Origin of the sequence: Streptomyces sp. NPDC058872, from assembly GCF_042743065.1 — a bacterium.
In the GTDB taxonomy this organism is placed as follows: domain Bacteria; phylum Actinomycetota; class Actinomycetes; order Streptomycetales; family Streptomycetaceae; genus Streptomyces.
Genome location: NZ_JBHYMK010000054.1, coordinates 29,711 through 55,844, shown reverse-complemented (window position 1 = coordinate 55,844; position 26,134 = coordinate 29,711). Strand labels below are relative to the sequence as shown.

The 26,134-nt window shown below is 71.1% G+C and carries 14 protein-coding genes, 1 tRNA gene and 1 rRNA gene; 12 read left to right on the top strand and 4 right to left on the bottom strand.

Features of this window, described 5'->3' with window-relative positions; translation table 11 throughout:
* Together rrf and ACFW22_RS27985 are read left to right on the top strand one after the other, a co-directional pair.
* A 5S ribosomal RNA gene (gene rrf / locus ACFW22_RS27990) occupies nt 1–94 on the top strand; the annotation flags it as partial.
* Between the two features lie 4 nt (nt 95–98).
* Nucleotides 99–174: transfer RNA gene (locus tag ACFW22_RS27985), tRNA-Thr, on the top strand.
* A gap of 201 nt (nt 175–375) precedes the next feature.
* Here the strand turns inward: ACFW22_RS27985 and ACFW22_RS27980 are convergent.
* On the bottom strand, nt 376–3,024 hold the full coding sequence (locus ACFW22_RS27980) for a SpoIIE family protein phosphatase (RefSeq protein WP_386409635.1): 2,649 nt from the start codon (nt 3,022–3,024) through the stop codon (nt 376–378).
* Between the two features lie 270 nt (nt 3,025–3,294).
* On the opposite strand from ACFW22_RS27980, the gene ACFW22_RS27975 reads away from it, so the two are divergent.
* From ACFW22_RS27975 to ACFW22_RS27935, 9 genes are all read left to right on the top strand, one after another.
* Nucleotides 3,295–8,766: a HAMP domain-containing protein gene (locus ACFW22_RS27975; protein ID WP_386409633.1), complete on the top strand. Its 5,472-nt coding sequence runs from the start codon at nt 3,295–3,297 to the stop codon at nt 8,764–8,766.
* 290 nt (nt 8,767–9,056) lie between these two features.
* Complete coding sequence (locus ACFW22_RS27970) at nt 9,057–9,722, top strand: two-component system response regulator (protein ID WP_384884406.1); 666 nt, start codon at nt 9,057–9,059, stop codon at nt 9,720–9,722.
* 132 nt (nt 9,723–9,854) lie between these two features.
* Nucleotides 9,855–12,668: a DNA translocase FtsK gene (locus ACFW22_RS27965; RefSeq protein WP_386409630.1), complete on the top strand. Its 2,814-nt coding sequence runs from the start codon at nt 9,855–9,857 to the stop codon at nt 12,666–12,668.
* A gap of 277 nt (nt 12,669–12,945) precedes the next feature.
* Nucleotides 12,946–13,773: a helix-turn-helix domain-containing protein gene (locus ACFW22_RS27960; protein ID WP_384884412.1), complete on the top strand. Its 828-nt coding sequence runs from the start codon at nt 12,946–12,948 to the stop codon at nt 13,771–13,773.
* A 133-nt stretch (nt 13,774–13,906) separates the two neighbouring features.
* A complete protein-coding gene (rimO, locus tag ACFW22_RS27955; protein ID WP_386409628.1) occupies nt 13,907–15,400 on the top strand; it encodes a 30S ribosomal protein S12 methylthiotransferase RimO in 1,494 nt (497 codons plus the stop codon).
* The gene (gene pgsA / locus ACFW22_RS27950; RefSeq protein WP_386409626.1) at nt 15,397–16,071 is read left to right on the top strand and encodes a CDP-diacylglycerol--glycerol-3-phosphate 3-phosphatidyltransferase; all 675 of its coding nucleotides are present in this window, start codon (nt 15,397–15,399) and stop codon (nt 16,069–16,071) included. Before rimO ends, pgsA begins: the two co-directional genes overlap by 4 nt.
* Nucleotides 16,068–16,589 (top strand): CinA family protein, encoded by a 522-nt coding sequence (locus tag ACFW22_RS27945; protein ID WP_386409624.1) that lies wholly within the window; start codon nt 16,068–16,070, stop codon nt 16,587–16,589. Before pgsA ends, ACFW22_RS27945 begins: the two co-directional genes overlap by 4 nt.
* 109 nt (nt 16,590–16,698) lie before the next feature.
* Nucleotides 16,699–17,082 carry a helix-turn-helix domain-containing protein gene (locus tag ACFW22_RS27940; protein ID WP_384884424.1) on the top strand — a complete coding sequence of 128 codons (384 nt, stop codon included), beginning with the start codon at nt 16,699–16,701 and terminating at the stop codon, nt 17,080–17,082.
* A 222-nt stretch (nt 17,083–17,304) separates the two neighbouring features.
* Entirely contained in the window at nt 17,305–17,574 is a 270-nt protein-coding gene (locus tag ACFW22_RS27935) for a hypothetical protein (protein ID WP_386409622.1), read from the top strand.
* On the opposite strand, the gene ACFW22_RS27930 is transcribed toward ACFW22_RS27935, so the two are convergent.
* From ACFW22_RS27930 to ACFW22_RS27920, 3 genes are all read right to left on the bottom strand, one after another.
* A complete protein-coding gene (locus tag ACFW22_RS27930) occupies nt 17,522–18,289 on the bottom strand; it encodes an SDR family NAD(P)-dependent oxidoreductase (RefSeq protein ID WP_386409620.1) in 768 nt (255 codons plus the stop codon). The genes ACFW22_RS27935 and ACFW22_RS27930 overlap by 53 nt on opposite strands.
* A gap of 32 nt (nt 18,290–18,321) precedes the next feature.
* Nucleotides 18,322–19,125 carry a DNA-formamidopyrimidine glycosylase family protein gene (locus ACFW22_RS27925; protein WP_386409617.1) on the bottom strand — a complete coding sequence of 268 codons (804 nt, stop codon included), beginning with the start codon at nt 19,123–19,125 and terminating at the stop codon, nt 18,322–18,324.
* A gap of 150 nt (nt 19,126–19,275) precedes the next feature.
* Nucleotides 19,276–23,940, bottom strand: a complete 4,665-nt coding sequence (locus ACFW22_RS27920) for an ATP-dependent helicase (protein WP_386409615.1) — start codon at nt 23,938–23,940, stop codon at nt 19,276–19,278.
* A 288-nt stretch (nt 23,941–24,228) separates the two neighbouring features.
* Here ACFW22_RS27920 and ACFW22_RS27915 point away from each other — a divergent pair, with 288 nt between their 5' ends.
* Nucleotides 24,229–25,617: an IS1380 family transposase gene (locus ACFW22_RS27915; RefSeq protein ID WP_386409613.1), complete on the top strand. Its 1,389-nt coding sequence runs from the start codon at nt 24,229–24,231 to the stop codon at nt 25,615–25,617.
* Nucleotides 25,618–26,134 lie beyond the last annotated feature (517 nt).

Sequence of the window (26,134 nt, the reverse complement as noted above, 5' to 3'; positions counted from 1 at the left end):
AACGCCCGGTTACATTCCGAACCCGGAAGCTAAGCCTTTCAGCGCCGATGGTACTGCAGGGGGGACCCTGTGGGAGAGTAGGACACCGCCGAACAGATGCCCTTTTAGCTCAGTCGGTAGAGCGTCTCCATGGTAAGGAGAAGGTCAACGGTTCGATTCCGTTAAAGGGCTCCAAGAGAGAAGGCCCCCGCCTTATGGCGGGGGCCTTCTGCGTTTCTGGGGCGTGCTCGGCACAGGCCTTCCAAGGGGTGCGGTCCTGCCCGGCGAATCCACGACGCCCTCGGCCCCATGGCTCACCACCCGTACGGGTACGACCTGTTGGACGGGGAAAAGGCGGTGCCCTCCTCGCGAGGGGCGAGGAGGGCACCGGGCGGTTCAGCGGGGGTCCGGCTCGCGGAGGCGCAGCGCAAGGATGGCCATGTCATCGGACGCAGGGGCCTGGGCGAAGCGTTCGACCGCACGGAGCACCCGGGAGGCGACCGCCCCGGCCGTCAGGCCGGTACACGTCCTGAGCACCTCGGCGAGTCCGTCGTCGCCCAGCATGCGGCTTCCTTCGCGTCGCTCCGTCACACCGTCCGTGACACAGAGGAGGACGTCCCCGGGGTCGAGCGTGACCGTCTGCTCGTACAGCTCCAGGTCCTCCATCACGCCCAGGAGCGGCTGCGGCTCGGCCGCCGGCTCGACCGTGCCGTCCGGCCTGAGGCGCAGCGGCAGCGGGTGCCCCGCGCAAACGACCTTGAGGATCGCGGAACCGTCCTCCTGCGGACGCATCTCACCGTAGAGGAGCGTCAGGAAGCGGCTGCGGGTGCCCTCGTCGAGGATCGCTGCGTTCAAGCGCTCCAGTACGGCCGGACCGCCGAAGCCCTCGCGCGCGAGGAGGCGCAGGGCGTGGCGGGCCAGACCGGTGACGGCAGCGGCTTCCGGGCCCGTGCCGCAGACGTCGCCGATGGCGAAGCCGTACGCGCCGTCCCGGATCGGGAAGAGGTCGTAGAAGTCGCCGCCGACCTCGTTGCCCTCGCCCGCCGCGCGGTAGATGACGTCCACCTCGACACCGGGGATCGTGGGGAGGCCCGGAGGGAGGAGGCTGCGCTGGAGGGACTGGCTGATCGCCACGCGCTCCGAGTACAAGCGGGCGTTGTCGAGGGCCAGGGCCGCCCGGCGGGAAAGGTCCTCGGCGAGCTCCAGGATCTCCTGGCGGAAGTGGTCCTCCGAAGGCCGGCCGAGGGTCAGCATGCCGATGACGCGGTTACGGGCGACCAGCGGCAGGACCACCGTCTCCCCGGCGACCGTGCTCGCGGTCGCCAGGGTGGTGTCGATGCCGGAGGAGAGCGGGCTCGTCGGATGCTCGAGGGCCTGCACCGAAGCGGTGAGCGCGGCCCGGTGGGCGGCATGGGCCGGTGCGGTCCAGACACGGGCGCCGGGAGTCGGCACCGGGTCGGGCGGGGCGATCGAGGACAGCAGGTCCTTGAGGCCGTCGATGCGGTCCTCGTCCTCGTGGAGCACGTACGAGAGGTACGGATCCGAGGACTGGTCGGCAATCGTGTAGACCGCGCACCAGGTGGCGAGGGTGGGAACCGTCATCTGGGCCATCAGGGCCAGGGTCTGGTCCCGGTCGAGGGTGCCGGCCAGGAGGTCGGAGGCTTCGACGAGGAAGCTGAGGGAGCCGCGGCGGAGCCGTTCGAGCTCGCCCAGGCGGGCGGACTCCACGGCGAGGGCGATGCGGTCGGCGGCGAACTGGAGGCGCAGGGCCTCCTCGTTCGAGTAGCGGTTCGCGGCCTCGGCCGCCACGCCCAGGGAGCCGGTCAGCCGGCCCTCGACCTTGAGCGGCACGGTGACGACCGAGCGCATGCCGGTGCCCTCGAGGAGCGGGACGGCGCCGGGCACGGCGGCCAGGTCCTCGTGGACGGCGGGCATGCGGGCGGAGCCGTAACGACTGGCGCCGGTCTCCACGGGCACCCGGGCGAAGCGCTGTCGGGCGGCCGGCAGACCGGTCGAGGCCCGTACCTCGAGCTCCGTCTCGTCGTCGGTCGCGAGCAGGAGGAAGGCGGCGTCGCCGTCGAGCATGTCGCGGGCGCGTTCGACCGTGCGCTGCAGGAGGCCGTCGAGGTCGTCGGGGGCGGGAGAGCCGATGAAGACCTCGAAGGGGTCGGCCGTGCGGTTCTCGGCGCCCGGCTCGGCGGCGGGGCGCTGCGGAGTCTGCAGGACGGCGCGCTCGTGCTCCCGCACCAGGAGGCAGACGGTGGAGGGCTCGCCCTCGGCGTCGCGCACGCGCAGGTGGGAAGCGTAGACGGGGATCACGCGTCCGTTGGCGCAGCGGATGCCGTAACTGCCCTCCCAACGGGAGAGGCGCAGGGCTTCGGCGAGGCCGGTGCCGGTGCCGGGGGTGTGGGGCCAGGCGGCGAGGTCGCCGAGCGGCCTGCCGGTGACCTGTTCGGAGCGGTGGCCGAAGAGTTCTTGGGCGTCCTCGTTCCACGCGGTGATCGTTCCCTTGCGGTCGATCTGGGCGACGGCGACGCGGACGCGGCTCTCGGCGACGGGGAGGAGGGCGTCCGGGACGACGGGGCCGGCGGAGCGGGTGCCGATGGGACGCTGCGGAAGGTCCAGGTGGAACCAGACGTGTTTGCGGGTGGGGGAGTAGTCGACGCCCCAGCGGTGGGCGAGGGCCGCACAGAGCAGCAGCCCGCGGCCGTTCTCGCGGTCCGGGTTGGCGAACGCGGGGCCGCCCGCCTGGACGGGGATCTCCCGCTCGGGATAGCGGTCGGCTACCTCGATCCGGATGCTGTCGTCGGAGCGGAGGCAGAGGACCTCGGCGGCCGTACCTGCGTGGATGACGGCATTGGTGACGAGTTCACTGGTGAGGACGACGGCGTCGTCGACCAGCTCGGGATGCCCCCAGCCCTGCAGGGTGTCCCGGACGAAGGCGCGGGCGGCCGCGACGGACCGCCCGACGGGCTCGAAGCTGGCAGTCGCCCGCGCGGTGATCACAGCACTCCTCGTACGCGTCTCGACGCCCGGCTCTGCCATGCTCGGTCTGCCCCTCCCACTGCCCGGTGGTCGTACGCACACCACACCGCGCCCGCCGGGCGGACCGGGGCGGTTGGACAGCCGCATGCCAGGTTACTTACCTTCGCTGTCCGAGCGGACGCCGGTCGCCACTGTTTCCGTCCCACGGGGGTAGGGACGTAGGGGCGAAGCTGCCGAACTGTTATCGCCTGGTTCGGCCACGGTGAAACACTGGGCAGGCTACTGGCGGAAGCCGGAGCAGTACGGTCGACCCCTTTCGGGAGGGACACGGTGGAGTCTGGCACGGCGGCGCGGCGCAGCGCAGGCAATGGCACGCGCGCGAAGAGCGGGCGTTCCCGTGGGGGGACGGTTCAGGTGGACGCGGCGGCGCTGGAGCGGTTGCTGACCGCACTGGTGTCGATGCGGGACGGGAACTTCCGCAAACGGCTCACGGTGTCCGGTGACGGGGTCATGGCGGAGATCTCCGCCGTGTTCAACGAGGTGGCCGACCGGCAGATGCACGTGACGGGGGAGCTGTCGCGGGTCCGCCGGGTGGTGGGCCGCGAGGGCAAGCTGTCCGAGCGCCTGGAGGCGGGGGCCAGCGAGGGGGCCTGGGCGGCGGCCATCGAGGCGGCGAACGCGCTCGTCGACGACCTGGCCCGACCGGTCTCCGAGGTGGGACGGGTGCTCCTGGCGGTGGCCGAGGGAGATCTCGACCAGCGGATGGAGCTGCGTACCGAGGGCGCCGACGGGATGGTGCGGCCGTTGCGCGGCGAGTTCCTGAAGGTCGCGCGCACCGCCAACAACCTGGTCGACCAGCTCTCGGTGTTCGCCTCCGAGGTGACCAGGGTCGCGGTCGAGGTGGGCACCGACGGCAAGCTGGGCGGTCAGGCCCAGGTGCGAGGGGTGTCCGGTTCGTGGAAGGACCTCACGGACTCGGTCAACACCATGGCGAACCGACTGACGGCACAGGTCCGGGACATCGCGCTGGTGACCACGGCGGTTGCGGACGGTGACCTGTCGCAGAAGGTCACGGCGAACGTCGCCGGCGAGATGCTGGAGCTGAAGAACACCGTCAACCGGATGGTGGACCAGCTGTCGTCGTTCTCGTCCGAGGTCACCCGCGTCGCCCGCGAGGTGGGCACCGAGGGGGAGCTCGGCGGCCAGGCGGAGGTGGCCGGCGTCGCCGGCGTGTGGAAGGACCTCACCGATTCCGTCAACACGATGGCGGGCAACCTCACCAATCAGGTGCGCGGCATCGCCGAGGTGACGACGGCGGTGGCCAATGGTGACCTGTCGCAGAAGGTCAGGGTCTCCGCACGCGGTGAGATCGCCCAGCTCGCCGACACCATCAACCAGATGACCGAGACGCTGCGGACCTTCGCCGACGAGGTGACCCGGGTGTCGGGCGAGGTCGGGGCACAGGGCCTCCTCGGCGGTCAGGCGCAGGTGCCGGGTGCCGCAGGAACGTGGAAGGACCTGACGGATTCCGTCAACACGGTCTTCCGGAACATCACCACGCAGGTGCGGGACATCGCGCAGGTGACGACGGCGGTGGCCAACGGCGATCTGTCGCAGAAGGTCACGGTGGACGTGGCCGGCGAGATGCTGGAGCTGAAGAACACCGTCAACACCATGGTCGACCAGCTGTCGGCCTTCGGTTCCGAGGTGACCCGGGTCGCCCGCGAGGTCGGCGTCGAGGGTCTGCTGGGCGGTCAGGCCGAGGTGCCGGGGGCGGCGGGCACCTGGAAGGACCTCACCGACTCGGTGAACACGGCCTTCCGCAACCTGACCGGTCAGGTGCGGGACATCGCGCAGGTGACGACGGCGGTGGCCAACGGCGATCTGTCGCAGAAGGTCACGGTGGACGTGGCCGGCGAGATGCTGGAGCTGAAGAACACCGTCAACACGATGGTGTCGCAGCTGTCGTCCTTCGCCGACCAGGTGACCCGGATGGCCCGGGACGTGGGCACGGAGGGCCGACTGGGCGGCCAGGCGCGGGTGGACGGCGTGTCCGGGCGCTGGCGCGAGCTCACGGACTCCGTGAACTTCATGGCCGGCAACCTGACCTCGCAGGTGCGGCAGATCGCGCAGGTGACGACCGCGGTGGCGCGGGGTGACCTGTCGCAGAAGATCGACGTGGACGCGCGCGGCGAGATCCTGGAGCTGAAGAACACCATCAACACGATGGTGGACCAGCTGTCGGCCTTCGCCGACCAGGTGACCCGGGTCGCCCGTGAGGTGGGCACCGACGGTCGGCTCGGCGGCCAGGCGCAGGTGCCGGGCGTGGCCGGGGTGTGGCGTGACCTGACGGACTCGGTGAACGGCATGGCCGGCAACCTCACCACCCAGGTCCGCAACATCGCCCAGGTCGCCACCGCGGTGGCGCGGGGTGACCTGTCGCAGAAGATCGACGTGGACGCGCGCGGCGAGATCCTGGAGCTGAAGAACACCCTCAACACGATGGTGGACCAGCTGTCGGCCTTCGCCGACCAGGTGACCCGGGTCGCCCGCGAGGTGGGCACCGAGGGCATCCTCGGCGGTCAGGCCGAGGTCCAGGGGGTCTCCGGTACGTGGAAGGACCTCACCCAGTCCGTCAACTTCATGGCGAACAACCTGACCTTCCAGGTCCGCAACATCGCCGAGGTCACCACGGCGGTGGCGCGCGGCGACCTGTCGAAGAAGATCACGGTCGACGCCAAGGGCGAGATCCTGGAGCTGGTGACCACCGTCAACACGATGGTCGACCAGCTGTCGAACTTCGCCGACGAGGTGACCCGGGTGGCCCGTGAGGTGGGCACCGAGGGCATCCTGGGCGGTCAGGCACGGGTGCGCGGGGTGACCGGCATCTGGAAGGACCTGAGCGACAACGTCAACTTGATGGCGAACAACCTGACGAGCCAGGTGCGCAACATCTCCCGGGTTTCCGCGGCGGTCGCCAACGGTGACCTGACGAAGAAGGTCACCGTCGAGGCGCGAGGTGAGGTCGCGGAGCTCGCCGACACCGTCAACACCATGGTGACCACCCTGTCGTCGTTCGCCGACGAGGTGACCCGGGTGGCCCGTGAGGTGGGCACGGACGGCATCCTGGGCGGTCAGGCCCGGGTTCCGGGCGTGTCGGGCACCTGGAAGGACCTGACGGACTCGGTGAACGGCATGGCCGACAACCTCACCGGCCAGGTGCGTCAGATCGCAGCGGTCACGACCGCCATCGCCAAGGGCGACCTCACCAAGAAGATCGACATCGATGCGCGCGGTGAGATCCAGGAGCTGAAGAGCACCATCAACACGATGGTCGACCAGCTGTCGAACTTCGCCGAGGAGGTCACCCGGGTGGCCCGCGAGGTGGGCACGGACGGGCAGTTGGGCGGTCAGGCCCGGGTGCGCGACGTGGACGGCACCTGGCGGGACCTGACGGAGTCGGTGAACGAGATGGCCGGAAACCTGACCCGTCAGGTGCGGGCGATCGCGGCCGTCGCCACTGCGGTGACCCGGGGCGATCTCAACCTCAAGATCGACGGCGTTGATGCGGCGGGCGAGATCCAGGCCCTCCAGGAGAACATCAACACCATGATCGCCAACCTGCGCGACACCACCCTCGCCAACGAGGAGCAGGACTGGCTGAAGGGCAACCTGGCCCGCATCTCCGGTCTGATGCAGGGCCGGCGGGACCTGGACGACGTGGCCTCGCTCATCATGAGCGAGCTGACGCCGGTGGTCTCCGCCCAGCACGGCGCCTTCTTCGTCGCCATGCCGACGGGCTCCGCGCACAGCGACGCCGAACTCGTGGGAGAGGGCGACGGTTCGTACGAGTTGAGGATGCGCGGCAGCTACGGATACTCCGCCGGTTCCATGCCGACCTCGTTCCGTCCCGGCGAGACGCTCATCGGAACGGCGGCCGAGGAGAAGCGGACCATCCAGGTCAACGTGCCGCCGGGCTATCTGAAGATCTCGTCCGGGCTCGGCGAGGCCTCACCCGCGCACGTGATCGTGTTGCCGGTGCTCTTCGAGGGGAAGGTGCTCGGCGTGATCGAGCTGGCGTCCTTCCAGCCGTTCACCCAGATCCAGCGCGACTTCCTCAACCAGCTGGCCGAACTGATCGCCACCACGGTCAACACCATCAGCGTCAACACCAAGACGGAGGTGTTGCTCCAGCAGTCGCAGGAGCTCACCGAGCAGCTGAAGGAACGCTCGGCCGAGCTGGAGCACCGACAGAAGGAGCTCCAGGGATCCAATCTGGAGCTGGAGGAGAAGGCGGAGCTGCTGGCCCGGCAGAACCGCGACATCGAGGTGAAGAACACCGAGATCGAAGAGGCCCGGCAGGTGTTGGAGGAGCGGGCGGAGCAGCTCGCGGTCTCCATGCGGTACAAGTCGGAGTTCCTCGCCAACATGTCGCACGAGCTGCGGACGCCGCTCAACTCGCTGCTGATCCTGGCCAAGCTGCTCGCGGACAACGCCGAGAGCAACTTGACCCCGAAGCAGGTCGAATTCGCGGAGACCATCCACGGTGCCGGCTCCGATCTGCTCCAGTTGATCAACGACATCCTCGACCTGTCGAAGGTCGAGGCGGGCAAGATGGACGTCTCCCCGACCAGGATCGCGCTGGTCCAGCTCGTCGACTACGTGGAGGCCACGTTCCGGCCGCTCACGGCGGAGAAGGGACTCGACTTCTCGGTGCGGGTCTCGCCGGAGCTGCCCGCCACGCTCCACACCGACGAGCAGAGGCTGCTCCAGGTGCTGCGGAACCTGTTGTCCAACGCGGTGAAGTTCACCGACACCGGTGCGGTGGAGCTGGTGATCCGGCCGGCCGGCGGGGACGTGCCGCAGTCGATCCGCGAGCAGCTCCTGGAGGCCGGTTCGCTCCGCGACCCGGAGGCCGATCTGATCGCGTTCTCGGTGACCGACACCGGGATCGGCATCGCGGCGAGCAAGATGCGGGTCATCTTCGAGGCCTTCAAGCAGGCGGACGGCACGACCAGCCGGAAGTACGGCGGCACCGGTCTCGGGCTCTCGATCAGCCGGGAGATCGCACGGCTGCTCGGTGGCGAGATCTATGCGGCGAGCGAGCCCGGTCGCGGTTCGACGTTCACGCTCTACCTGCCGTTGAGCCCGATGGAGCTGATGCCGGGCGGCTACGGACCGGGCGCACTGGACGTCGGCGACCTGCCGCAGGGCGGCGAGGAGGGAACGGTCGGGGCGGCTCACGCCTTCCCCTACTTCCCGCCGCCGGTACGGACGGAGGCGCGGTCCGGGGCGGGGGCGCTGTTCCGGCACCGCAGGAAGGTCGCGGCCGAGGCCGCCGGGGCCGCGGAGGCGGCGGGAGCCCAGGGCGCGGCGGCCCGGGAGGAGCTGCCGATGGAGGCCGCGCCGCGCCGCACCTTCGGTTTCTCCGGCGAGAAGGTGCTCATCGTCGACGACGACATCCGCAACGTCTTCGCGCTCACCAGCGTTCTGGAGCAGCACGGGCTCGCGGTCCTGTACGCCGAGAACGGGCGGGAGGGCATCGAGGTCCTGGAGCAGCACGACGACGCGGCGGTCGTGCTGATGGACATCATGATGCCGGAGATGGACGGGTACGCCACGACGACCGCGATCCGGCGGATGCCCCAGTTCGCCGGGCTTCCGATCATCGCGCTGACGGCGAAGGCGATGAAGGGGGACCGGGAGAAGGCGATCGAGTCGGGTGCCTCGGACTACGTCACCAAGCCGGTCGACCCCGATCACCTGCTGTCCGTGATGGAGCAGTGGATGAGGAGGGCCTGATTCCCGTGCCGGGGGCCGCACGGCCCCCGGCATCTTCCGGCATCCGTCGACGGATGCCCACGGGAGCGTGTGAGAGGCTGCGATACGGGGAACCTTCTGGTCTCGCGTTGCGTTTCCGCTATGTGCACAGTGACATCGCGGTGACAGGGTGTGGCGACGGACGGGGTGCGGCTACGATGACCGGCACAAGGACGGACGGCGCTAGGGAGTCGTCTTCTGGGGCGGCGCCCGGTGCTTCCCCCGGTTCGGGGGTCCGGGGCGAGCCGTTGCCGGGACGAGGAGGACGGGGCATGGTGCAGAAGGCCAAGATCCTCCTGGTCGATGACCGGCCGGAGAATCTGCTGGCGCTGGAGGCCATTCTCTCCGCGCTCGATCAGACGCTGGTGCGGGCATCGTCCGGGGAGGAAGCGCTCAAGGCGCTGTTGACGGACGACTTCGCGGTCATCCTGCTCGATGTTCAGATGCCCGGAATGGACGGTTTCGAGACCGCTGCCCACATCAAGCGGCGCGAGCGGACCCGGGACATCCCGATCATCTTCCTCACCGCGATCAACCACGGGCCCCACCACACGTTCCGGGGTTACGCGGCCGGGGCGGTCGACTACATCTCCAAGCCCTTCGATCCGTGGGTGTTGCGGGCCAAGGTCTCCGTCTTCGTCGAGCTCTACATGAAGAACTGCAAGCTCCGCGAGCAGGCGTCCCTGTTGCGACTGCAGTTGGAGGGCGGGGAGGGCGGCCACGGCAAGGAGTCCGCCGGGCTGCTCGCCGAGCTTTCCGCCCGGCTGGCCGCCGTCGAGGAGCAGGCCGAGGCGCTGTCGAAGCAGCTCGACGACGACTCCGCCGATGCCGCGGCCGTTGCCACCGCCGCGCACCTGGAGCGCAAGCTGACCGGGCTGCGTCGGGCCCTGGACGCACTGGAGCCGGGCACGGGCGCCGCCCCGACGCTGCCCGCATAGGGCTGACGCTTCGTCAACACCCCTCCCGCGGCACCGGTCTCGACGTGATGGAGCGTCAGCTTCGCGCCTCGGTGCGGACGACACGAACGGGTGAGGCGGACAGCCGCTCTCCTCACCGGTAACCTCGGCACCATGGCTTCACGTACGTCCGGCAAGGGTTCCCAGGGCACGGCGGGCACCGCAAAGCCGCGCGCCGGCCGGACGGCGGGCGCCGCGAAGAAGGCGGCGCCCTCGAAGTCCCCCGCCAAACAGCCTGCGAAGAAGGCACCCGCCAAGAAGGCCGCGCCCGCCAAGCGGCCCCCGGCCCGCAAGCCCGCCGCGAAGAAGGCCGCCCCCCGACCCGCACCGTCCCCCACCGGAGGCGTCTACCGCCTTGTCCGCGGGGCGTGGCTCGGGCTCGCCCACGGTGTCGGAGCGATGTTCCGGGGCATAGGACGCGGCGCCAAGGGGCTCGATCCGGCACACCGCAAGGACGGCCTGGCGCTGCTCCTGCTGGGCCTCGCGCTCATCGTTGCAGCCGGCACCTGGTCCCATCTGCGCGGCCCGGTCGGCGACCTCGTCGAGATGCTGGTGACCGGGGCATTCGGCCGGCTCGACCTGCTCGTGCCGCTGCTGCTCGGCGCCATCGCCGTGCGGCTCATCCTGTATCCGGAGAAGCCCGAGGCCAACGGTCGCATCAGCATCGGGCTCTCCGCACTCGTCATCGGCGTCCTCGGTCAGGTCCACATCGCCTGCGGCTCACCCGGGCGCGGCGACGGCAGCGCGGCCATGCAGGACGCCGGCGGCCTCATCGGATGGGCCGCGTCCCAACCCCTCGTCTTCATGATGGGCGAGGTCCTCGCCGTACCGATGCTGGTGCTGCTCACCGTCTTCGGGCTGCTCGTCGTCACCGCCACCCCGGTCAATGCGATCCCGCAGCGGTTGCGCGCCCTCGGGGTGAAGCTCGGCATCGTCGAGCCCGTCGACGGCCCGGTGGAGGAGGCGGCGTACGAGGACCGCCCCGGCCACGACCCGGAGTGGCGCGAGGCGGGCCCCCGCCCCGCCCGTCGCCGGAGGACCGGGCCCACGGAGCCGTACGACGTGGACCGGGCCGAGGAGGAGATGCTGGAGCGGCGGGGGCGTGCGGCCCGCCGGGTCGCCGAGCGCCACGAGGCGGACGCGGGGCTCGATCCGGTGGACGTGGCCGCTGCCGCTGCCGCGGCGCTCGACGGCGCCGTGCTGAACGGCATGCCGCCCTCCCCGATCGTTGCCGACCTGACCAAGGACGTCACCGCCGAGCGGAGCGCCGCCGTGGCCGCCTCCGGGGCAGAGGGGGTGGAGGGTTCCGAGCGGACGGCACCGGCCGCGCCCGTGCCGTCGGCCCGTGGGGGAGGCCGTGCGGGTGGGGGCGTGCCCGATCTGACCAAGCCGGCACCCGAACCGGCCGACCTGCCGCCGCGGGCCGAGCAGCTCCAGCTCGCCGGTGACGTCACGTACTCCTTGCCCCCGCTCGACCTGCTGGAGCGCGGCGGGCCGGGGAAGACCCGCAGCGCGGCCAATGACGCCGTCGTCGACGCGCTTTCCAACGTCTTCACCGAGTTCAAGGTCGATGCCGCCGTCACCGGCTTCACCCGCGGCCCGACGGTCACCCGCTATGAGGTCGAGCTCGGCCCGGCGGTGAAGGTCGAGAAGATCACCGCCCTGACCAAGAACATCGCCTATGCGGTGGCCTCCCCGGACGTACGGATCATCTCGCCGATCCCGGGGAAGTCCGCGGTCGGGATCGAGATCCCGAACAGCGACCGGGAGATGGTCAACGTCGGCGACGTGTTGCGGCTCGCGGACGCGGCCGGGGACGAGCACCCGATGCTCGTCGCGCTCGGCAAGGACGTCGAGGGCGGCTACGTGATGGCCAACCTGGCGAAGATGCCGCACGTCCTGGTGGCCGGAGCCACCGGGTCCGGCAAGTCCTCGTGCATCAACTGTCTGATCACGTCGATCATGATGAGGGCGACCCCCGAGGACGTCCGGATGGTGCTCGTCGACCCCAAGCGGGTGGAGCTCACCGCCTACGAGGGCATTCCGCACCTGATCACCCCGATCATCACCAACCCCAAGCGGGCCGCCGAGGCGCTCCAGTGGGTGGTGCGCGAGATGGACCTGCGCTACGACGACCTGGCCGCCTTCGGTTACCGGCACATCGACGACTTCAACCAGGCGATTCGGGACGGCAAGGTCAAGCTGCCCGAGGGCAGCGAACGCGAGCTCAACCCGTATCCGTACCTCCTGGTCATCGTCGACGAGCTCGCCGACCTGATGATGGTCGCGCCGCGCGACGTCGAGGACGCGATCGTCAGGATCACCCAGTTGGCCCGTGCCGCCGGCATCCACCTCGTGCTCGCCACCCAGCGGCCGTCCGTGGACGTCGTCACCGGCCTCATCAAGGCGAACGTGCCCTCCCGGCTGGCCTTCGCCACCTCTTCGCTCGCCGACAGCCGGGTCATCCTCGATCAGCCCGGTGCCGAGAAGCTCATCGGCAAGGGCGACGGGCTCTTCCTGCCGATGGGCGCCAACAAGCCCGTCCGGATGCAGGGCGCCTTCGTCACCGAGGACGAGGTCGCGGCCGTCGTCCAACACTGCAAGGACCAGATGACGCCCGTCTTCCGCGACGACGTCACCGTCGGCACCAAGCAGAAGAAGGAGATCGACGAGGACATCGGCGACGACCTCGACCTGCTCTGTCAGGCCGCCGAGCTGGTCGTGTCGACGCAGTTCGGCTCCACCTCCATGCTCCAGCGGAAGCTGCGCGTGGGCTTCGCCAAGGCGGGCCGGTTGATGGACCTGATGGAGTCGCGGAACATCGTCGGACCGAGCGAGGGGTCGAAGGCCCGGGACGTGCTGGTGAAACCGGACGAACTGGACGGGGTGCTCGCAGTGATCCGCGGGGAGTCGGGGCCGGCGGAGTAGCGCCGGCGCACGGGGCGTTCGACCCGGCGCGGGCGCATGGCGCGCACGAGGTGTCGCGGGCGTGCGCCGGGGTACCCGGTTCGAGACCAGGTCGAGACTCACTCGTAAGGGAACGGGGGCAACCGTTTCCCCTGGTCGTACGTCAAGTTGGAGGAAGAGGCAGAAGGATGTCCCAGCCTCATGGCGTACAAACAGCACCCGCCCGGTTGCCCCACCCTTTCGTACCACCCATAGACTGAACGTCCAGCAGGTGGCTACACGCTCGAAAGGCGCTCTCGTGTCCATCGGCAACTCCCCCGAAGACGACAGGACCTTCCCGGCAGACGACCGGGACTCCATCGGTCGTGCCCTCCAGCAGGCCCGAATCGCCGCCGGTCTCACCGTCGAAGAGGTCAGTGCCTCCACCCGCGTCCGAATTCCCATCGTGCACGCGATCGAGGACGACGACTTTTCGCGCTGCGGCGGCGACGTCTACGCCCGCGGCCACATCCGTACCCTCGCGCGCGCCGTCGGACTCGATCCCGCTTCGTTGATCGAGCAGTACGACGCCGAGCACGGCGGTCGTCCCTCGCCCACTCCCGCAGCCCCGCTCTTCGAGGCGGAACGCATCCGTCCCGAGCCGCGCAGGCCCAACTGGACGGCAGCGATGGTGGCCGCCATCGTCGCCGTCGTCGGCTTCGTCGGCTTCACGATGTTCAACGGGAACGACGCCCCGAAGAACACCGCCGCCTCCGAGGGCGGCCCGGCCCCCGCGCCGGAGAAGGCCACGTCGGCCGCCAAGCCGACGCCCGTGAAGCCCGCCGCGCCCAAGCCCACCGAGAGCGCGATCGCCGCGGTCCCGCAGGACAAGGTCACGGTCAAGCTCTCCGCGATCGACGACAAGAGCTGGATCTCGGCCAAGGCGCACGACGGCAAGCTCCTCTTCGACGGACTCCTCCTGAAGGGCGAGTCCAAGACCTTCCAGGACGATGAGCGGATCGACCTGGTCCTCGGCAACGCCGGCGCGATCGAGCTGTACGTGAACGGCAAGAAGCTTGCGGACAAGTTCGAATCCGGCCAGGTCGAGCGGCTCACCTACACCAAGGGCGACCCCGAGGTCGGATGAGCCCGGGTGGCCGGCCGTGACGGCCGGCCACCGCCGCTTCCGTGCGACGGCCCCTTCGGCCCGATGTGACCTCCGTCGCGCAGGTGAACCCTGCGCGACGGGAGAACGGCCGGGACGAAGTAGTCTTGAGTCCATGCCCGAACGCCGTACCGTCGCCCTTGTCACTCTTGGCTGCGCCCGTAACGAGGTGGACTCGGAGGAGCTCGCAGGCCGCCTGGCAGCGGACGGCTGGCAGCTCGTCGAGAACGCCGAGGAAGCCGATGTCGCCGTCGTCAACACCTGTGGGTTCGTCGAGGCCGCCAAGAAGGACTCCGTCGACGCCCTGCTCGAAGCCAATGACCTGAAGGACCACGGCCGCACCCAGGCCGTCGTCGCCGTCGGCTGCATGGCCGAGAGGTACGGCAAGGAGCTCGCCGAGGCCCTTCCCGAGGCCGATGGCGTCCTCGGCTTCGACGACTACTCCGACATCTCCAACCGCCTCCAGACCATCCTCAGCGGCGGCAGCGTCGAAGCCCACGCCCCCCGTGACCGGCGCAAGCTGCTCCCGCTGTCCCCGGTGGAGCGCCAGGAGGCCGCCGCGGCCGTGGCCCTGCCGGGACACGGCGACGCCGTCGAGGCCCCCGCCGCCGTCCCCGCGGACCTTCCGGAGGGGCTCGCACCCGCCTCCGGTCCCCGCGCCCCGCTCCGCCGCCGCCTGGACACCAGCCCCGTCGCCTCCGTGAAGCTGGCCTCCGGCTGTGACCGCCGCTGCTCCTTCTGCGCCATTCCCTCCTTCCGCGGCTCCTTCGTCTCGCGCCGTCCCTCCGACGTGCTGAACGAGACGCGCTGGCTCGCCGAGCAGGGCGTGAAGGAGGTCGTGCTGGTCTCGGAGAACAACACCTCCTACGGCAAGGACCTCGGCGACATCCGCCTCCTGGAGGGCCTGCTGCCCGAGCTGGCCTCGGTGGACGGCATCGAGCGCGTCCGCGTCAGCTACCTCCAGCCCGCCGAGATGCGCCCCGGCCTGATCGACGTCCTCACCTCGACCGAGAAGGTCGTGCCCTACTTCGACCTGTCCTTCCAGCACAGCGCTCCGGACGTCCTGCGGGCCATGCGCCGCTTCGGCGACACCGACCGCTTCCTGGAGCTCTTGGAAACCATCCGTTCCAAGGCCCCCACGGCAGGTGCCCGCTCCAACTTCATCGTCGGCTTCCCCGGCGAGACCGAGTCGGACTTCGCCGAGCTGGAACGCTTCGTCACCCATGCACGGCTCGACGCCATCGGCGTCTTCGGCTACTCCGACGAGGACGGCACCGAGGCCGCCACCTACGAGGCCAAGCTGGACCAGGACGTCGTGGACGCCCGGCTGGCCCACCTCTCGCGGCTCGCCGAGGAGCTCACCGCACAGCGCGCGGAGGAGCGTCTCGGGGAGACCCTGGAGGTACTCGTCGAGACCCTGGACGAGGAGGACGGCTGGATCGGTCGCGCCGCCCACCAGGCGCCCGAGACCGACGGACAGGTGATGCTCACCACGGCCGACGGCATGCTCCCCGACCTGGCTCCGGGCCGTATGGTCAGGGCGAAGGTCGTCGACACGGAGGGCGTCGACCTGGTGGCCGAGTGTCTTTTCGAGGAGGCGGGCAGATGACCGGAGTCCCGGCATCCGCGACGGGCGGAACCGGTAGGCCGGCGCCCCGTGGCAAGCTGGGCACGGCGGCCGTCAACCAGGCCAGCCTGTGGAACATCGCGAACATCCTCACCATGATCCGGCTGGTGCTCGTGCCCGGCTTCGTGGTCCTGCTGCTCCAGGACGGCGGGCACGACCCGGCGTGGCGGGCCTGGGCCTGGGCCGCGTTCGCGGTGGCCATGATCACGGACGTCTTCGACGGACACCTCGCCCGTACGTACAACCTGGTCACCGACTTCGGGAAGATCGCCGACCCGATCGCCGACAAGGCGATCATGGCGGCCGGACTCATTTCGCTGTCCGCGCTCGGGGACCTGCCCTGGTGGGTGACCTCGGTCATCCTCGCCCGGGAGCTCGGCATCACCCTGATGCGGTTCTGGGTGATCCGACACGGGGTGATCCCCGCCAGTCGCGGCGGAAAGATGAAGACGCTCGCCCAGGGCACCGCCGTCGGCATGTACGTCCTCGTGTTGACCGGAGCGCTGGCCACCCTCCGCTTCTGGGTGATGGCGGTGGCCGTCGTGCTGACGGTCCTCACCGGTCTGGACTACGTCCGCCAGGCGGTCGTCCTGCGGCGCAAGGGGCTCGCTGCGGAGCGGGCCGAAGCACGGTCGGAGACGGCGGCACGGTGACCGAGGCCGCCCGGGTGTTGGCCCTGCTCGTGGAGCGTCATCAGACGCTGGCCGCGGCGGAGTCCCTCACGGGCGGACTGGTGGCCGCCGAGCTGACCGGCGTTCCCGGAGCCTCGGCCTCCTTCAAGGGGTCGGTCACGGCGTACGCCACCCCCCTCAAGCACCAGCTCCTGGGCGTGGACGCGGGTCTGCTCGCGGAGCACGGAGCGGTGGACCCCGAGGTCGCGCTGCAGATGGCAGCCGGTGTGCGGGACCGGCTCGGTGCCGACTGGGGCATCTCGACGACCGGGGTCGCGGGGCCCGCCGCGCAGGACGGACAGCCCGTCGGAACGGTCTACGTGGCGGTCGCCGGCCCGGCCGGGACCGGCGCCCGCAGCGGGAAAGTGGTCTCCTTGAGGTTGAACGGCGACCGGACGGAAATCCGTAGAGAGAGCGTGCGGAGCGTGTTGGAACTGCTCCACGAGGAACTCTCGGAAAATGCGCGGGCACAGGATACGGAACACTACGGGGGGAATTGATGTTTGCAGCCCTGAGTGAACACGACATCGCTCCCCGCACGGCCGCAGCGCGAGGCGGTACGGTGGGGCGTGAAGGATGCGGCTACGCGGTCCGAGGAGGGAGCCACCGATGATTCTGCTCCGTCGCCTGTTGGGTGACGTGCTGCGTCGGCAGCGCCAGCGCCAGGGCCGTACTCTGCGCGAAGTCTCCTCGTCCGCCCGAGTCTCGCTCGGCTATCTCTCCGAGGTGGAGCGGGGGCAGAAGGAGGCTTCCTCCGAACTGCTCTCCGCTATCTGCGACGCGCTGGACGTACGGATGTCCGAGCTCATGCGCGAAGTGAGCGACGAGCTGTCACTGGCCGAACTGGCCGAGTCGGCAGCAGCGAGCGAACCGGTACCGACGCCGGTCCGCCCCATGCTCAATTCGGTGTCGGTGACGTCGGTGGCCGGTGTGCCCACCGAGCGGGTGACCATCAAGGCCCCCGCAGAAGCGGTCAACGTCGTCGCTGCCTGAACCGAAACGGGGCGAAGCCCCGGTCCCTCCCCGTCTCCTGGGGTAGGGACCGGGGCTTCGCTTTTTCTTGCCTCCGGGCCCGCTCGTCTGAGATGCCGGGTCCGGGTCCGTCGTGCCATGGTGGAGGGGAGGCGCGGCCGGGCCGTGTGCGCCGGCTCTGCCTCCGGTGCGCCCTCCCGCAGGGTGATCCTGCCGGTCTAGCGTCGACCGCAGGAGGCGGCCATGGTACGGCGAGGGGTTCCGCTGGTGACGCTTGCGCTGCTCGCGTGCGGGGTGGCGGCCGGCGGACTCTGGTGGTGGGCGGTACTGCGCCTGCTGTTCGTCCCGGACGGGGCCGGACCGGTCGAGGGAGCGGTGGCTGCGGGCGGCTGGGGGCTCAGCCTGCTGCCGGTCCACGTGGCTGCGGCGTCCGGGCGCCGCGGCACGATGCCCGGCGGTGTCACCAGGGCATGGCGACGCCGCCGTTGGGGCGCAGGATCTGGCCGGTCATGAAAACGGAGGCGTCGGAGGCGAGGTACAGGACCGCGTGGGCGATGTCCTCGGCCTCGCCGACCCGGCCCAGCGGAGACCGGCGGACCATCGCGGCCTCGGCCTGCTGCTGGGCCGCCGGCTCGCGACGGGCCGTCATGGGGGTGCGGACCCAGCCCGGGGCGACCGCGTTCACCCGGATGCCGTGCGGCCCCGCCTCCGTCGCCAGTGTCTTCGTCAGTTGGACGACGGCCGCCTTGGTGGCGCTGTAGCAGAGGAGGCCCGGGCTCGCGGCGTCCACCGCGCCCGAGGCCATCGTCACGATCGAACCGGACACCGCGGCCGAGAGCATCGAGCGGGCGGCCTCTTGGCAGGCGTAGAGCACCCCCTTGAAATTGACGGCGAGGAGGCGGTCGAGGTCTTCGTCCCGGGTGTCCAGGACCGTGCTCGTGTGCATGGTTCCGGCGATGGCGGCCATGACGTGGAGGGGCCCTGCCGAACGGACGGCGGCGGAGAGGGCGGCGCGATCGGTCACGTCCAGGTGGTGCGTGCGTGCGGTGCCGCCCTGCCGGGAGATCAGGTCCGCTGTTCCCCCGAGGCCGTCCGCGTCGCGGTCCGCGCAGTGGACGGTGGCGCCCGCCCGGGCGAGGAGTTCCGCGCTCGCGCGCCCGATGCCGCTGGCGGCGCCGGTGACGAACGCGGTGCGACCGCTCAGGTCGTACGCCGGAAGGGTCGTCATGTCCGGACCGTACGACTGGATCTGATGATCCGTCAATTGTCAGGTGGGTTCTCCCCGGGACCCCGCTGGCAGCCGGGGCACCAATAGGTGATCCGTTCGCCGAGCTCCGCCCTGCGAATCGCGGTTCCACAGCGGAGGCAGGGCTTGCCCTCCCGGCCGTAGACGTGGAGCGGAACACCGGGGCGACGGGTCGTCGTGGTGCGCCGGTCCGGTCGGTCCTTGTTCGCTTCCAAGAGGCGGTGGGCAGTGGCGACCAGACGGGCCGGAACCCCGGGCGCCAGCTCGCCGACCGGAAGCCAGGGGGTGACGGCCGCGAGGAAGGCCAGCTCGGACTTGTACACGTTGCCGATGCCAGCCAGGTTCCGTTGGTCGAGCAGGGCCTCGCCCAACGACCTCGCCGGATCGGTGCCGAGCCTCCGCACGGCTTCTCCGGGATCCCAGTCGGGGCCGAGCAGGTCCGGGCCGAGGTGGCCGACGACCCGGGACTCCTCGTCGCTGCGGAGGAGCTCCAGGACCGGGAGGCGGTATCCGTACGCGGTGTGCTCGGCGTTCCCCAGGACCGCCCTGATCTGGTGGTCGGGGCCGCCGCGCGGGCGCTGCCCGGTGGCGTAGACACGCCAGGCCCCGTCCATCCGCAGATGCGAATGGAGCGTGAGGCCGCCTTCGATCCGGGCGAGCAGGTGCTTGCCGCGAGGAGTGACGTCGAGGAGGACGCGGCCGGTGAGATCGACGGTCGCGAACCGGGGCACCCGGAGGTCCGCCCGGCTCAGGGGGCGACCGGCCAGCGCGGTGTGCAGACGGCGTGCGGTCTGCCAGACGGTGTCTCCTTCGGGCACGGATCCATTGTGCGGGGACGGCCCTCCGCCGCACCCCCGCGGGGCGCGGCGGTTCGGCGCCCCCACGGGCCGCCCCACCACCCGTCGAGGAGGCGGACCGGCCGTGCGATCGGCACGGGGTAGCCCCGGGGCCTGCGGACCGCGCGGGGCTCAGGGACGGAGACGGAGGCCTCTGGGGGTGGCGAGGAACCCGGCTGTTTCCAGGCAGCGGGCCAGGGGCGAGGTCAGAGCGGGAACGCCGTTGACGCGCTCCACGGTGAGCGTGCCGAGCACACCCGCCCTGGCCGATGCGGCCAGCGCCTCCGCCGCCGCGACCAGCGCCGGGGCGTCCGGTGAGGTCGGCCAGGACAGCATGGTCTTCCCGCCGCGCTCCACGTAGAGCGTGAGCTCGCCGTCCACCAGGACGACCATGGCCCCCGCCTTGCGCCCCGGCTTGTGCCCGGCGTCCGTCGGGGGATCGGGCCAGGGCAGTGCCGCCCCGTAGGCATTCGCCGGGTCCGCCGCCGCGAGGACCAGGGCCTGGTGCCCGGCCGTCCCGGTGCCCCGCTCACGGGCGGTTGCCGCGGCCCGCAGCCGGTCCACCGCCCCGTCCATCGCGAACTGGGCCGCGCCGAGTCCCTCCACCACGTAACCGCGACGGGCCTGCCCGTTGTCTTCGAAGGCGGCCAGGATCCGGTAGGTGGCGGAGAAGCCCCCCTCGACCCCCTCGGCGACCACCGCGCCCCGGGTGACCACGCCGTGCCGGTCGAGGAGGGTGCGGGCGAGTGCGTGCGCGCGGTGTGTCGGTTCGGGTTCCACGGACGGCAACGACGACCAGCGCCCCGAAACGGTGGGCGGGCCGGTGCGGGAGACCGGCCGCGTGGAGGCCGTCAGGGCTCCGTACCGCCCGCGGGGGACGGTGCGGCGTGCGCGGTGCGCGGTGGAGCCGGCCGTACGGCCCGAACCGAGCAGAGCCCGCAGGGGGGCCAGCGTGTCGTTGGTGAGCCGACCCGACCAGGCCAGGTCCCAGAGGACGTCGGCGAGCTGCGGGTCGGTGGCGTCCGGGTGGGTGGTGGCCCGGACCTGGTCGGCGATCTGCCGGAAGAACAGCCCGTAGCCGCCGGAGAGTGCGGTGAGCACCGACTGGTGCAGGGCGGACTGGTCCAGCGGGTGCGGTGACGGCAGGAGCAGGGGCGCCGCGTCCGCGAGGTACAGGGAGACCCAGCCGTCCTTGCCGGGCAGCGCTCCGGCCCCCGCCCACACCACCTCCCCGGTGGTGGTCAGCTCGTCGAGCAGTGCGGGGGAGTAGTCGCGGACCCGGGACGGCAGGATCAGCTTCTCCAGGGCCGAGGCCGGCACCGGTGCGCCCTGGAGCTGCTCGATCGTGCGGACCAGACCGTCGATGCCGCGCAGGCCACCGCCACCCAGGTGCTGCCACTGCGGCAGGAAGGTGGCGAGGGCGGCCGGGGGAACCGGCTCCAGCTCGTGCCGCAGGGCCGCGAGGGAGCGGCGGCGGAGCCGGCGCAGGACGCTCGCGTCACACCACTCCTGGCCGATGCCCGCGGGGTGGAACTCGCCCTGGACGACCCGCCCGGAGGCCGCCAGGCGTTGGAGCCCGCCGTCCGTGACCGCAGCACCCAGGCCCAAGCGGTTCGCCGCGTCGGACGAGGTGAACGGGCCGTGCGTGCGCGCGTACCGTGCGAGGAGGTCACCCAGCGGGTCCTTGACCGGCTCGGTGAAGGCCTCGGGCACGCCCACCGGCAGGGCCGTGCCCAGCGCGTCCCTGAGGCGACCGGCGTCTTCGACCGCAGCCCAATGCTCCGCGCCGGCGATCCGCACCCGGATCGCCCGACGGGCCCGGCACAGTTCCTCGCCCCACCCCGGCTCGGCGCCGCGCTCGACGAGTTCGGCGTCGGTCAGCGGCCCCAGGACCCTCAGCAGGTCGGCGACGCCCTCCAGGTCCTTGATCCGCCGGTCCTCGGTCAGCCACTGGAGCTCCCGCTCCAGCTCCGTCAGGACCTCGGGGTCGAGCAGTTCGCGCAGCTCGGCCCGGCCCAGGAGCTCCGCCAGCAGCCGTGAGTCCAGGGAGAGGGCGGCGGCCCTCCGCTCGGCGAGCGGAGAGTCCCCCTCGTACAGGAACTGCGCCACGTAGCCGAAGAGCAGTGACCGGGCGAAGGGGGACGGCTCGGGGGTGGTGACCTCGACGAGCCGGACCCTGCGGGCCTCGATGTCCCCCATCAGTTCTTCGAGGCCGGGGAGGTCGAAGACGTCCTGGAGGCACTCGCGGACGGCTTCGAGGACGATCGGGAACGAGCCGAACTCACTGGTCACCTGGAGGAGCTGTGCCGCCCGCTGCCGCTGCTGCCAGAGCGGGGTGCGCTTGCCGGGGTTGCGCTTGGGAAGCAGCAGGGCGCGGGCGGCACACTCGCGGAAACGGGAGGCGAACAGCGCGGAACCGCCCACCTGGTCGGTGACGATCCCGCCGATCTCGTCCTTGTCGAAGAGGGCGTCCGCCGCCTCGACGGGAGGCTTGTCCGCGTCGTACGTCGCGTCCGGGTGCCGCTCCGCCGCGGCCGGCTCGTGATCGAGGAGGTCCAGCCCCACGTCCAGACCCATCAGATCGGCGTCCGGCAGCCGCAGCACGATCCCGTCGTCCGCGTGCATGACCTGCGCGTCCATCCCGTACCGCTCGGTCAGCCGCGCTCCGATCGCCAGCGCCCACGGGGCGTGCACCTGTGCCCCGAACGGCGAGTGGACGACGACCCGCCAGTCCCCGAGCTCGTCCCGGAAGCGCTCGACGAGGATCGTCCGGTCGTCCGGCACGTGACCACAGGCATCGCGCTGTTCCTTGAGGTAGGCGAGCACGTTGTCCGCGGCCCAGGCGTCCAGGCCCGCGGCGAGCAACCGCAGCCGTGCGTCCTCCTCCGCGAGGGCGCCGACCTCGCGGAGGAACGCGCCCACCGCCCGCCCCAGCTCCAGCGGCCGGCCCAGCTGGTCGCCCTTCCAGAACGGCAACCGGCCCGGTACGCCGGGAGCGGGGGAGACCAGCACCCGGTCCCGGGTGATGTCCTCGATCCGCCACGAGGTCGTGCCGAGCGTGAAGACGTCGCCGACCCGCGACTCGTACACCATCTCCTCGTCGAGCTCCCCGACCCGACCGCCTCCCTTCTTGGGGTCCGCCCCCGCGAGGAACACGCCGAAGAGGCCGCGGTCCGGGATCGTCCCGCCCGAGGTGACCGCGAGCCGCTGCGCCCCGGGCCGCCCCGTGACCGTCCCGGCGACCCGGTCCCAGACCACGCGGGGGCGCAGCTCCGCGAAGGCGTCCGAAGGGTAGCGGCCCGCCAACATGTCGAGGACCCCGGTGAACGCCGACTCGGGCAGCGAGGCGAACGGCGCCGCCCTGCGCACCACCGCGAGCAACTCGTCCACCTGCCAGGTGTCGAGCGCGACCATCGCCACCAGTTGCTGCGCGAGGACGTCCAGCGGGTTGGCGGGGATCCGCATCGACTCGATGGCGCCGGTGCGCATCCGCTCGGTGACCACCGCCGCCTGCACCAGATCGCCCCGGTACTTGGGGAAGACCACACCCGTCGACACGGCGCCGACCTGGTGCCCGGCCCGGCCCACCCGCTGGAGCCCGGAAGCGACCGAGGGGGGCGACTCGACCTGCACCACCAGGTCGACCGCACCCATGTCGATGCCCAGCTCCAGACTGGACGTGGCGACCACGGCGGGCAGTCGGCCCGCTTTGAGCTCCTCCTCGACCTGGGCGCGCTGCTCCTTCGACACCGAGCCGTGGTGGGCCCGGGCGAGGATCGGCGGGGCGCCCTGAGCCGCTCCCGACTGGGCCATGACCTGGGCCGGCGGAGCCCCTTCGGGAAGGGGCTCGCCGGTCGCCCGCTCGTATGCGATCTCGTTGAGCCGGTTGCACAGGCGCTCGGCGAGCCGGCGCGAGTTCGCGAAGACGATCGTGGAGCGGTGGGACTGGACGAGGTCGGCGATCCGCTCTTCGACGTGCGGCCAGATCGACGGCTTGTCGCCGCCCGGGGAAGACGGCGGGTCTTCCCCCGGCTTCCCCGGGGGGACCCCCACGAGCTCGCCCATGTCCTCGACGGGGACGACGACGGAGAGGTCGAACTCCTTGGCCGAGGGCGGCTGCACGATCTCCACGGCGCGCCCCGGGGAGAGGTAGCGGGCCACCTCGTCGACCGGACGGACCGTGGCCGACAGCCCGATCCGGCGCGCGGGGCGCGGCAGCAACTCGTCGAGCCGCTCCAGGGAGAGGGCCAGGTGAGCGCCCCGCTTGGTGCCCGCGACCGCGTGCACCTCGTCCAGGATGACCGTCTCCACGCCCGACAGGGCCTCGCGCGCGGCGGAGGTCAGCATCAGGAACAGGGATTCGGGGGTGGTGATCAGGATGTCCGGCGGTCGGCTCGCCAGCGCCCGGCGCTCGGCGGCCGGGGTGTCCCCGGACCGGATTCCGACTCGGACGTCCGGCTCGGGCAGGCCGAGCCGGACCGACTCCTGCCGGATGCCGGTCAACGGGGAGCGCAGGTTCCGCTCGACGTCCACCGCGAGCGCCTTCAGCGGCGACACGTACAGCACGCGGCAGCGCTTCCTGGCCTCGGCGGGCGGCGGAGCGGACGCGAGGCGGTCCAGGGCGGCCAGGAAGGCGGCCAGGGTCTTGCCCGAGCCGGTCGGAGCGACGACGAGCACGTCGGAGCCCGCCCCGATGGCCCGCCAAGCGCCCTCCTGGGCGGCCGTGGGTGCGGTGAAGGCCCCGGCGAACCAACCGCGGGTCGCGGGGGAGAACGAATCGAGCGCGGACCTGACCATGTCCCCCATCGTGCACCCGGCCACTGACATCGACGCCGGCATTCGGTCTCCGACGGTCGCGCCCCGTCACGGACCGATGACCTGCCGGCCCCCGGGCGGCGTGCGATGTCCCCGAGCGCCTTTCGCTTGGGAGGATCCGGGAAACCGAGCCCGTGGCACTGCTGAGCCTGGATCCACCGCGTGATCGCCGTCCGCGATCGGGGGCCGGGACGAAGAAGTGCCTTGTGACCTGCGATGATGGGAGTTCTCTAGGCTTCCAGCACGCACGATCAGCAAGGCACTTCGTAAGTGGAATCCTCCCACACGGCCGCGGCGACGTTCGCGGCGGCCGATGACTCGTCTCTGATCGCGTACGGCGGGCTGGCCGCCGGGGTGCGGCTGGCCGAGCGGTGCGGCCTGCCCGGGCTGGTCCGTGACAGGGTTCGCCTGGCCGGGGCGGTGAACGGTGCGGGCACGGCGCCGGACGCGAAGGTGATGTCGCTGGTGGCGGGCATGCTCGCCGGTGCGGACAGCATCGACGATGTGGACGTGCTGCGGCACGGGGCGATGTCCCGCGCGTTTGCCGGGATACGCGCCCCTTCCACGCTGGGCACGTTCCTGCGTGCCTTCACCTGGGGCCATGTGCGTCAACTGGATTCGGCCGCCAGGGTGTTCACGGCGAACCTGGTACGTCACTGCGCCCTGCTGCCCGGCGCGGAGCAGGTGGTGTTCCTGGACATCGACTCGAAGGTGAAACCCGTCCACGGCTACGCCAAGCAAGGCGCCGCCTTCGGCTACACCCGCCAGCGCGGGCTGCACTTCCAGATCGTGACCGCCTCCACCCCGATCGCCGCCCCGGTCATCGTGGCCTCGCGGCTGCGCAAGGGCTCGGCCGGCTCCGGCAAGGGCGCCGCGCACCTGATCGCCGAGGCGGTCAACACGGTCCGGGCCATGGGCGTGGTGGGCCAGATCGTCGCGCGCGGCGACTCCGCGTTCTGCTCGCACAAGACCGTGGCTGCCTGCCGCCGCCTGGGCGTGCGCTTCTCCTTCACGATCGCCCAGCGCAAGAAGGTCCACACCGCCGTCGCCGCCATCGACGAGGCCGCGTGGACCGCGATCAAGTACACGGACGCGGTGTTCGACGAGGACGAGCAGCGGTGGGTATCCGACGCCGAGGTCGCCGAGACCGACTACACCGCCTTCACCGGCAAGCCGAAGAAGTACCACGTCACGGCCCGGCTCCTGGTCCGCCGCGTTAGACGCCTCGGCCAGGCTCATGTTGCCGACGGGCAGGGCGAGTTGTTCACGGCCCACCGCTTCCACGCGGTATTCACCGACACCGCGCTCGGACTCGTCGAGGCCGAGGCCACCCACCGCCGGCATGCCATCGTCGAGCAGGTCTTCGCCGACCTGGAGGACCCCGCCCTCGGCCATCTGCCGTCGGGGAAGTTCACCGCGAACGCCGCCTGGCTCACCCTCGCCGCGCTCGCCCACAACCTCACCCGCGCGCTCGGCGCCCTGGCCTCCGCCTTCCACACGAAGGCCCGCACCGGCACCGTCCGCCGCCACCTGATCGCCGTCCCCGCCCGCCTCGCCGCAGGCGCACGCACCCTGACCTGGCACTTCCCCGACCGATGGCCCTGGCTGGAGGCGCTGGAGAACCTGTGGACAGCCGTCGGTCACCGCCTACGCACCTGACCAACCGGACCAACTGCCCGTCCGCGACCCGAAGGACCTCGAAGACCCCGCCACCGGACCGGCCATCCGGCACCCACCCCTGCCCGAAACCGGAAAACAACCCGAAAACCGATCAGCAAACCCGCTCAGGATTCACACGGTGGATCCAGGCTGAGGCGACGCCGGGGAGATTTCCTCGGGCGAGGGGTGCGCAGTGAGGTTTTCTCAGCGAAATTATCTTCGTGAAGTTGGGTGAACCGCCCGGCTCGGGATGGATCGAGCGGCTGGGTCCCGGGCGCGGACAGGAGTGAAGCCCCTGGTAGGCCCAATACCGGTGACTTAAAGGATCGGGGCCCAGCTTCGTGGGGCCTTCGTCGGTGGGTTGATCGAGGCTGTGCGCCAGTGCGGGGCGATGGCGACGGCCTCGGCTGGGCTCCGGTCGGGCTGGGGAGGGCGTCGGTGTTCGTCGCGTTTGACGCCGAAGCCGGACATCTTGCGTTTGATGACGCGGGGGTTGAAGCGTCTGCGGCGAGCGGGC

Excerpts from the sequence above, each read along its gene's own strand:
- ACFW22_RS27980 (WP_386409635.1), bottom strand. The coding sequence starts at position 3,024 with ATGGCAGAGCCGGGCGTCGAGACGCGTACGAGGAGTGCTGTGATCACC.
- ACFW22_RS27970 (WP_384884406.1), top strand. The coding sequence starts at position 9,057 with ATGGTGCAGAAGGCCAAGATCCTCCTGGTCGATGACCGGCCGGAGAAT.
- ACFW22_RS27965 (WP_386409630.1), top strand. The coding sequence starts at position 9,855 with ATGGCTTCACGTACGTCCGGCAAGGGTTCCCAGGGCACGGCGGGCACC.
- rimO (WP_386409628.1), top strand. The coding sequence starts at position 13,907 with ATGCCCGAACGCCGTACCGTCGCCCTTGTCACTCTTGGCTGCGCCCGT.
- pgsA (WP_386409626.1), top strand. The coding sequence starts at position 15,397 with ATGACCGGAGTCCCGGCATCCGCGACGGGCGGAACCGGTAGGCCGGCG.
- ACFW22_RS27940 (WP_384884424.1), top strand. The coding sequence starts at position 16,699 with ATGATTCTGCTCCGTCGCCTGTTGGGTGACGTGCTGCGTCGGCAGCGC.
- ACFW22_RS27935 (WP_386409622.1), top strand. The coding sequence starts at position 17,305 with ATGGTACGGCGAGGGGTTCCGCTGGTGACGCTTGCGCTGCTCGCGTGC.
- ACFW22_RS27930 (WP_386409620.1), bottom strand. The coding sequence starts at position 18,289 with ATGACGACCCTTCCGGCGTACGACCTGAGCGGTCGCACCGCGTTCGTC.
- ACFW22_RS27920 (WP_386409615.1), bottom strand. The coding sequence starts at position 23,940 with ATGGTCAGGTCCGCGCTCGATTCGTTCTCCCCCGCGACCCGCGGTTGG.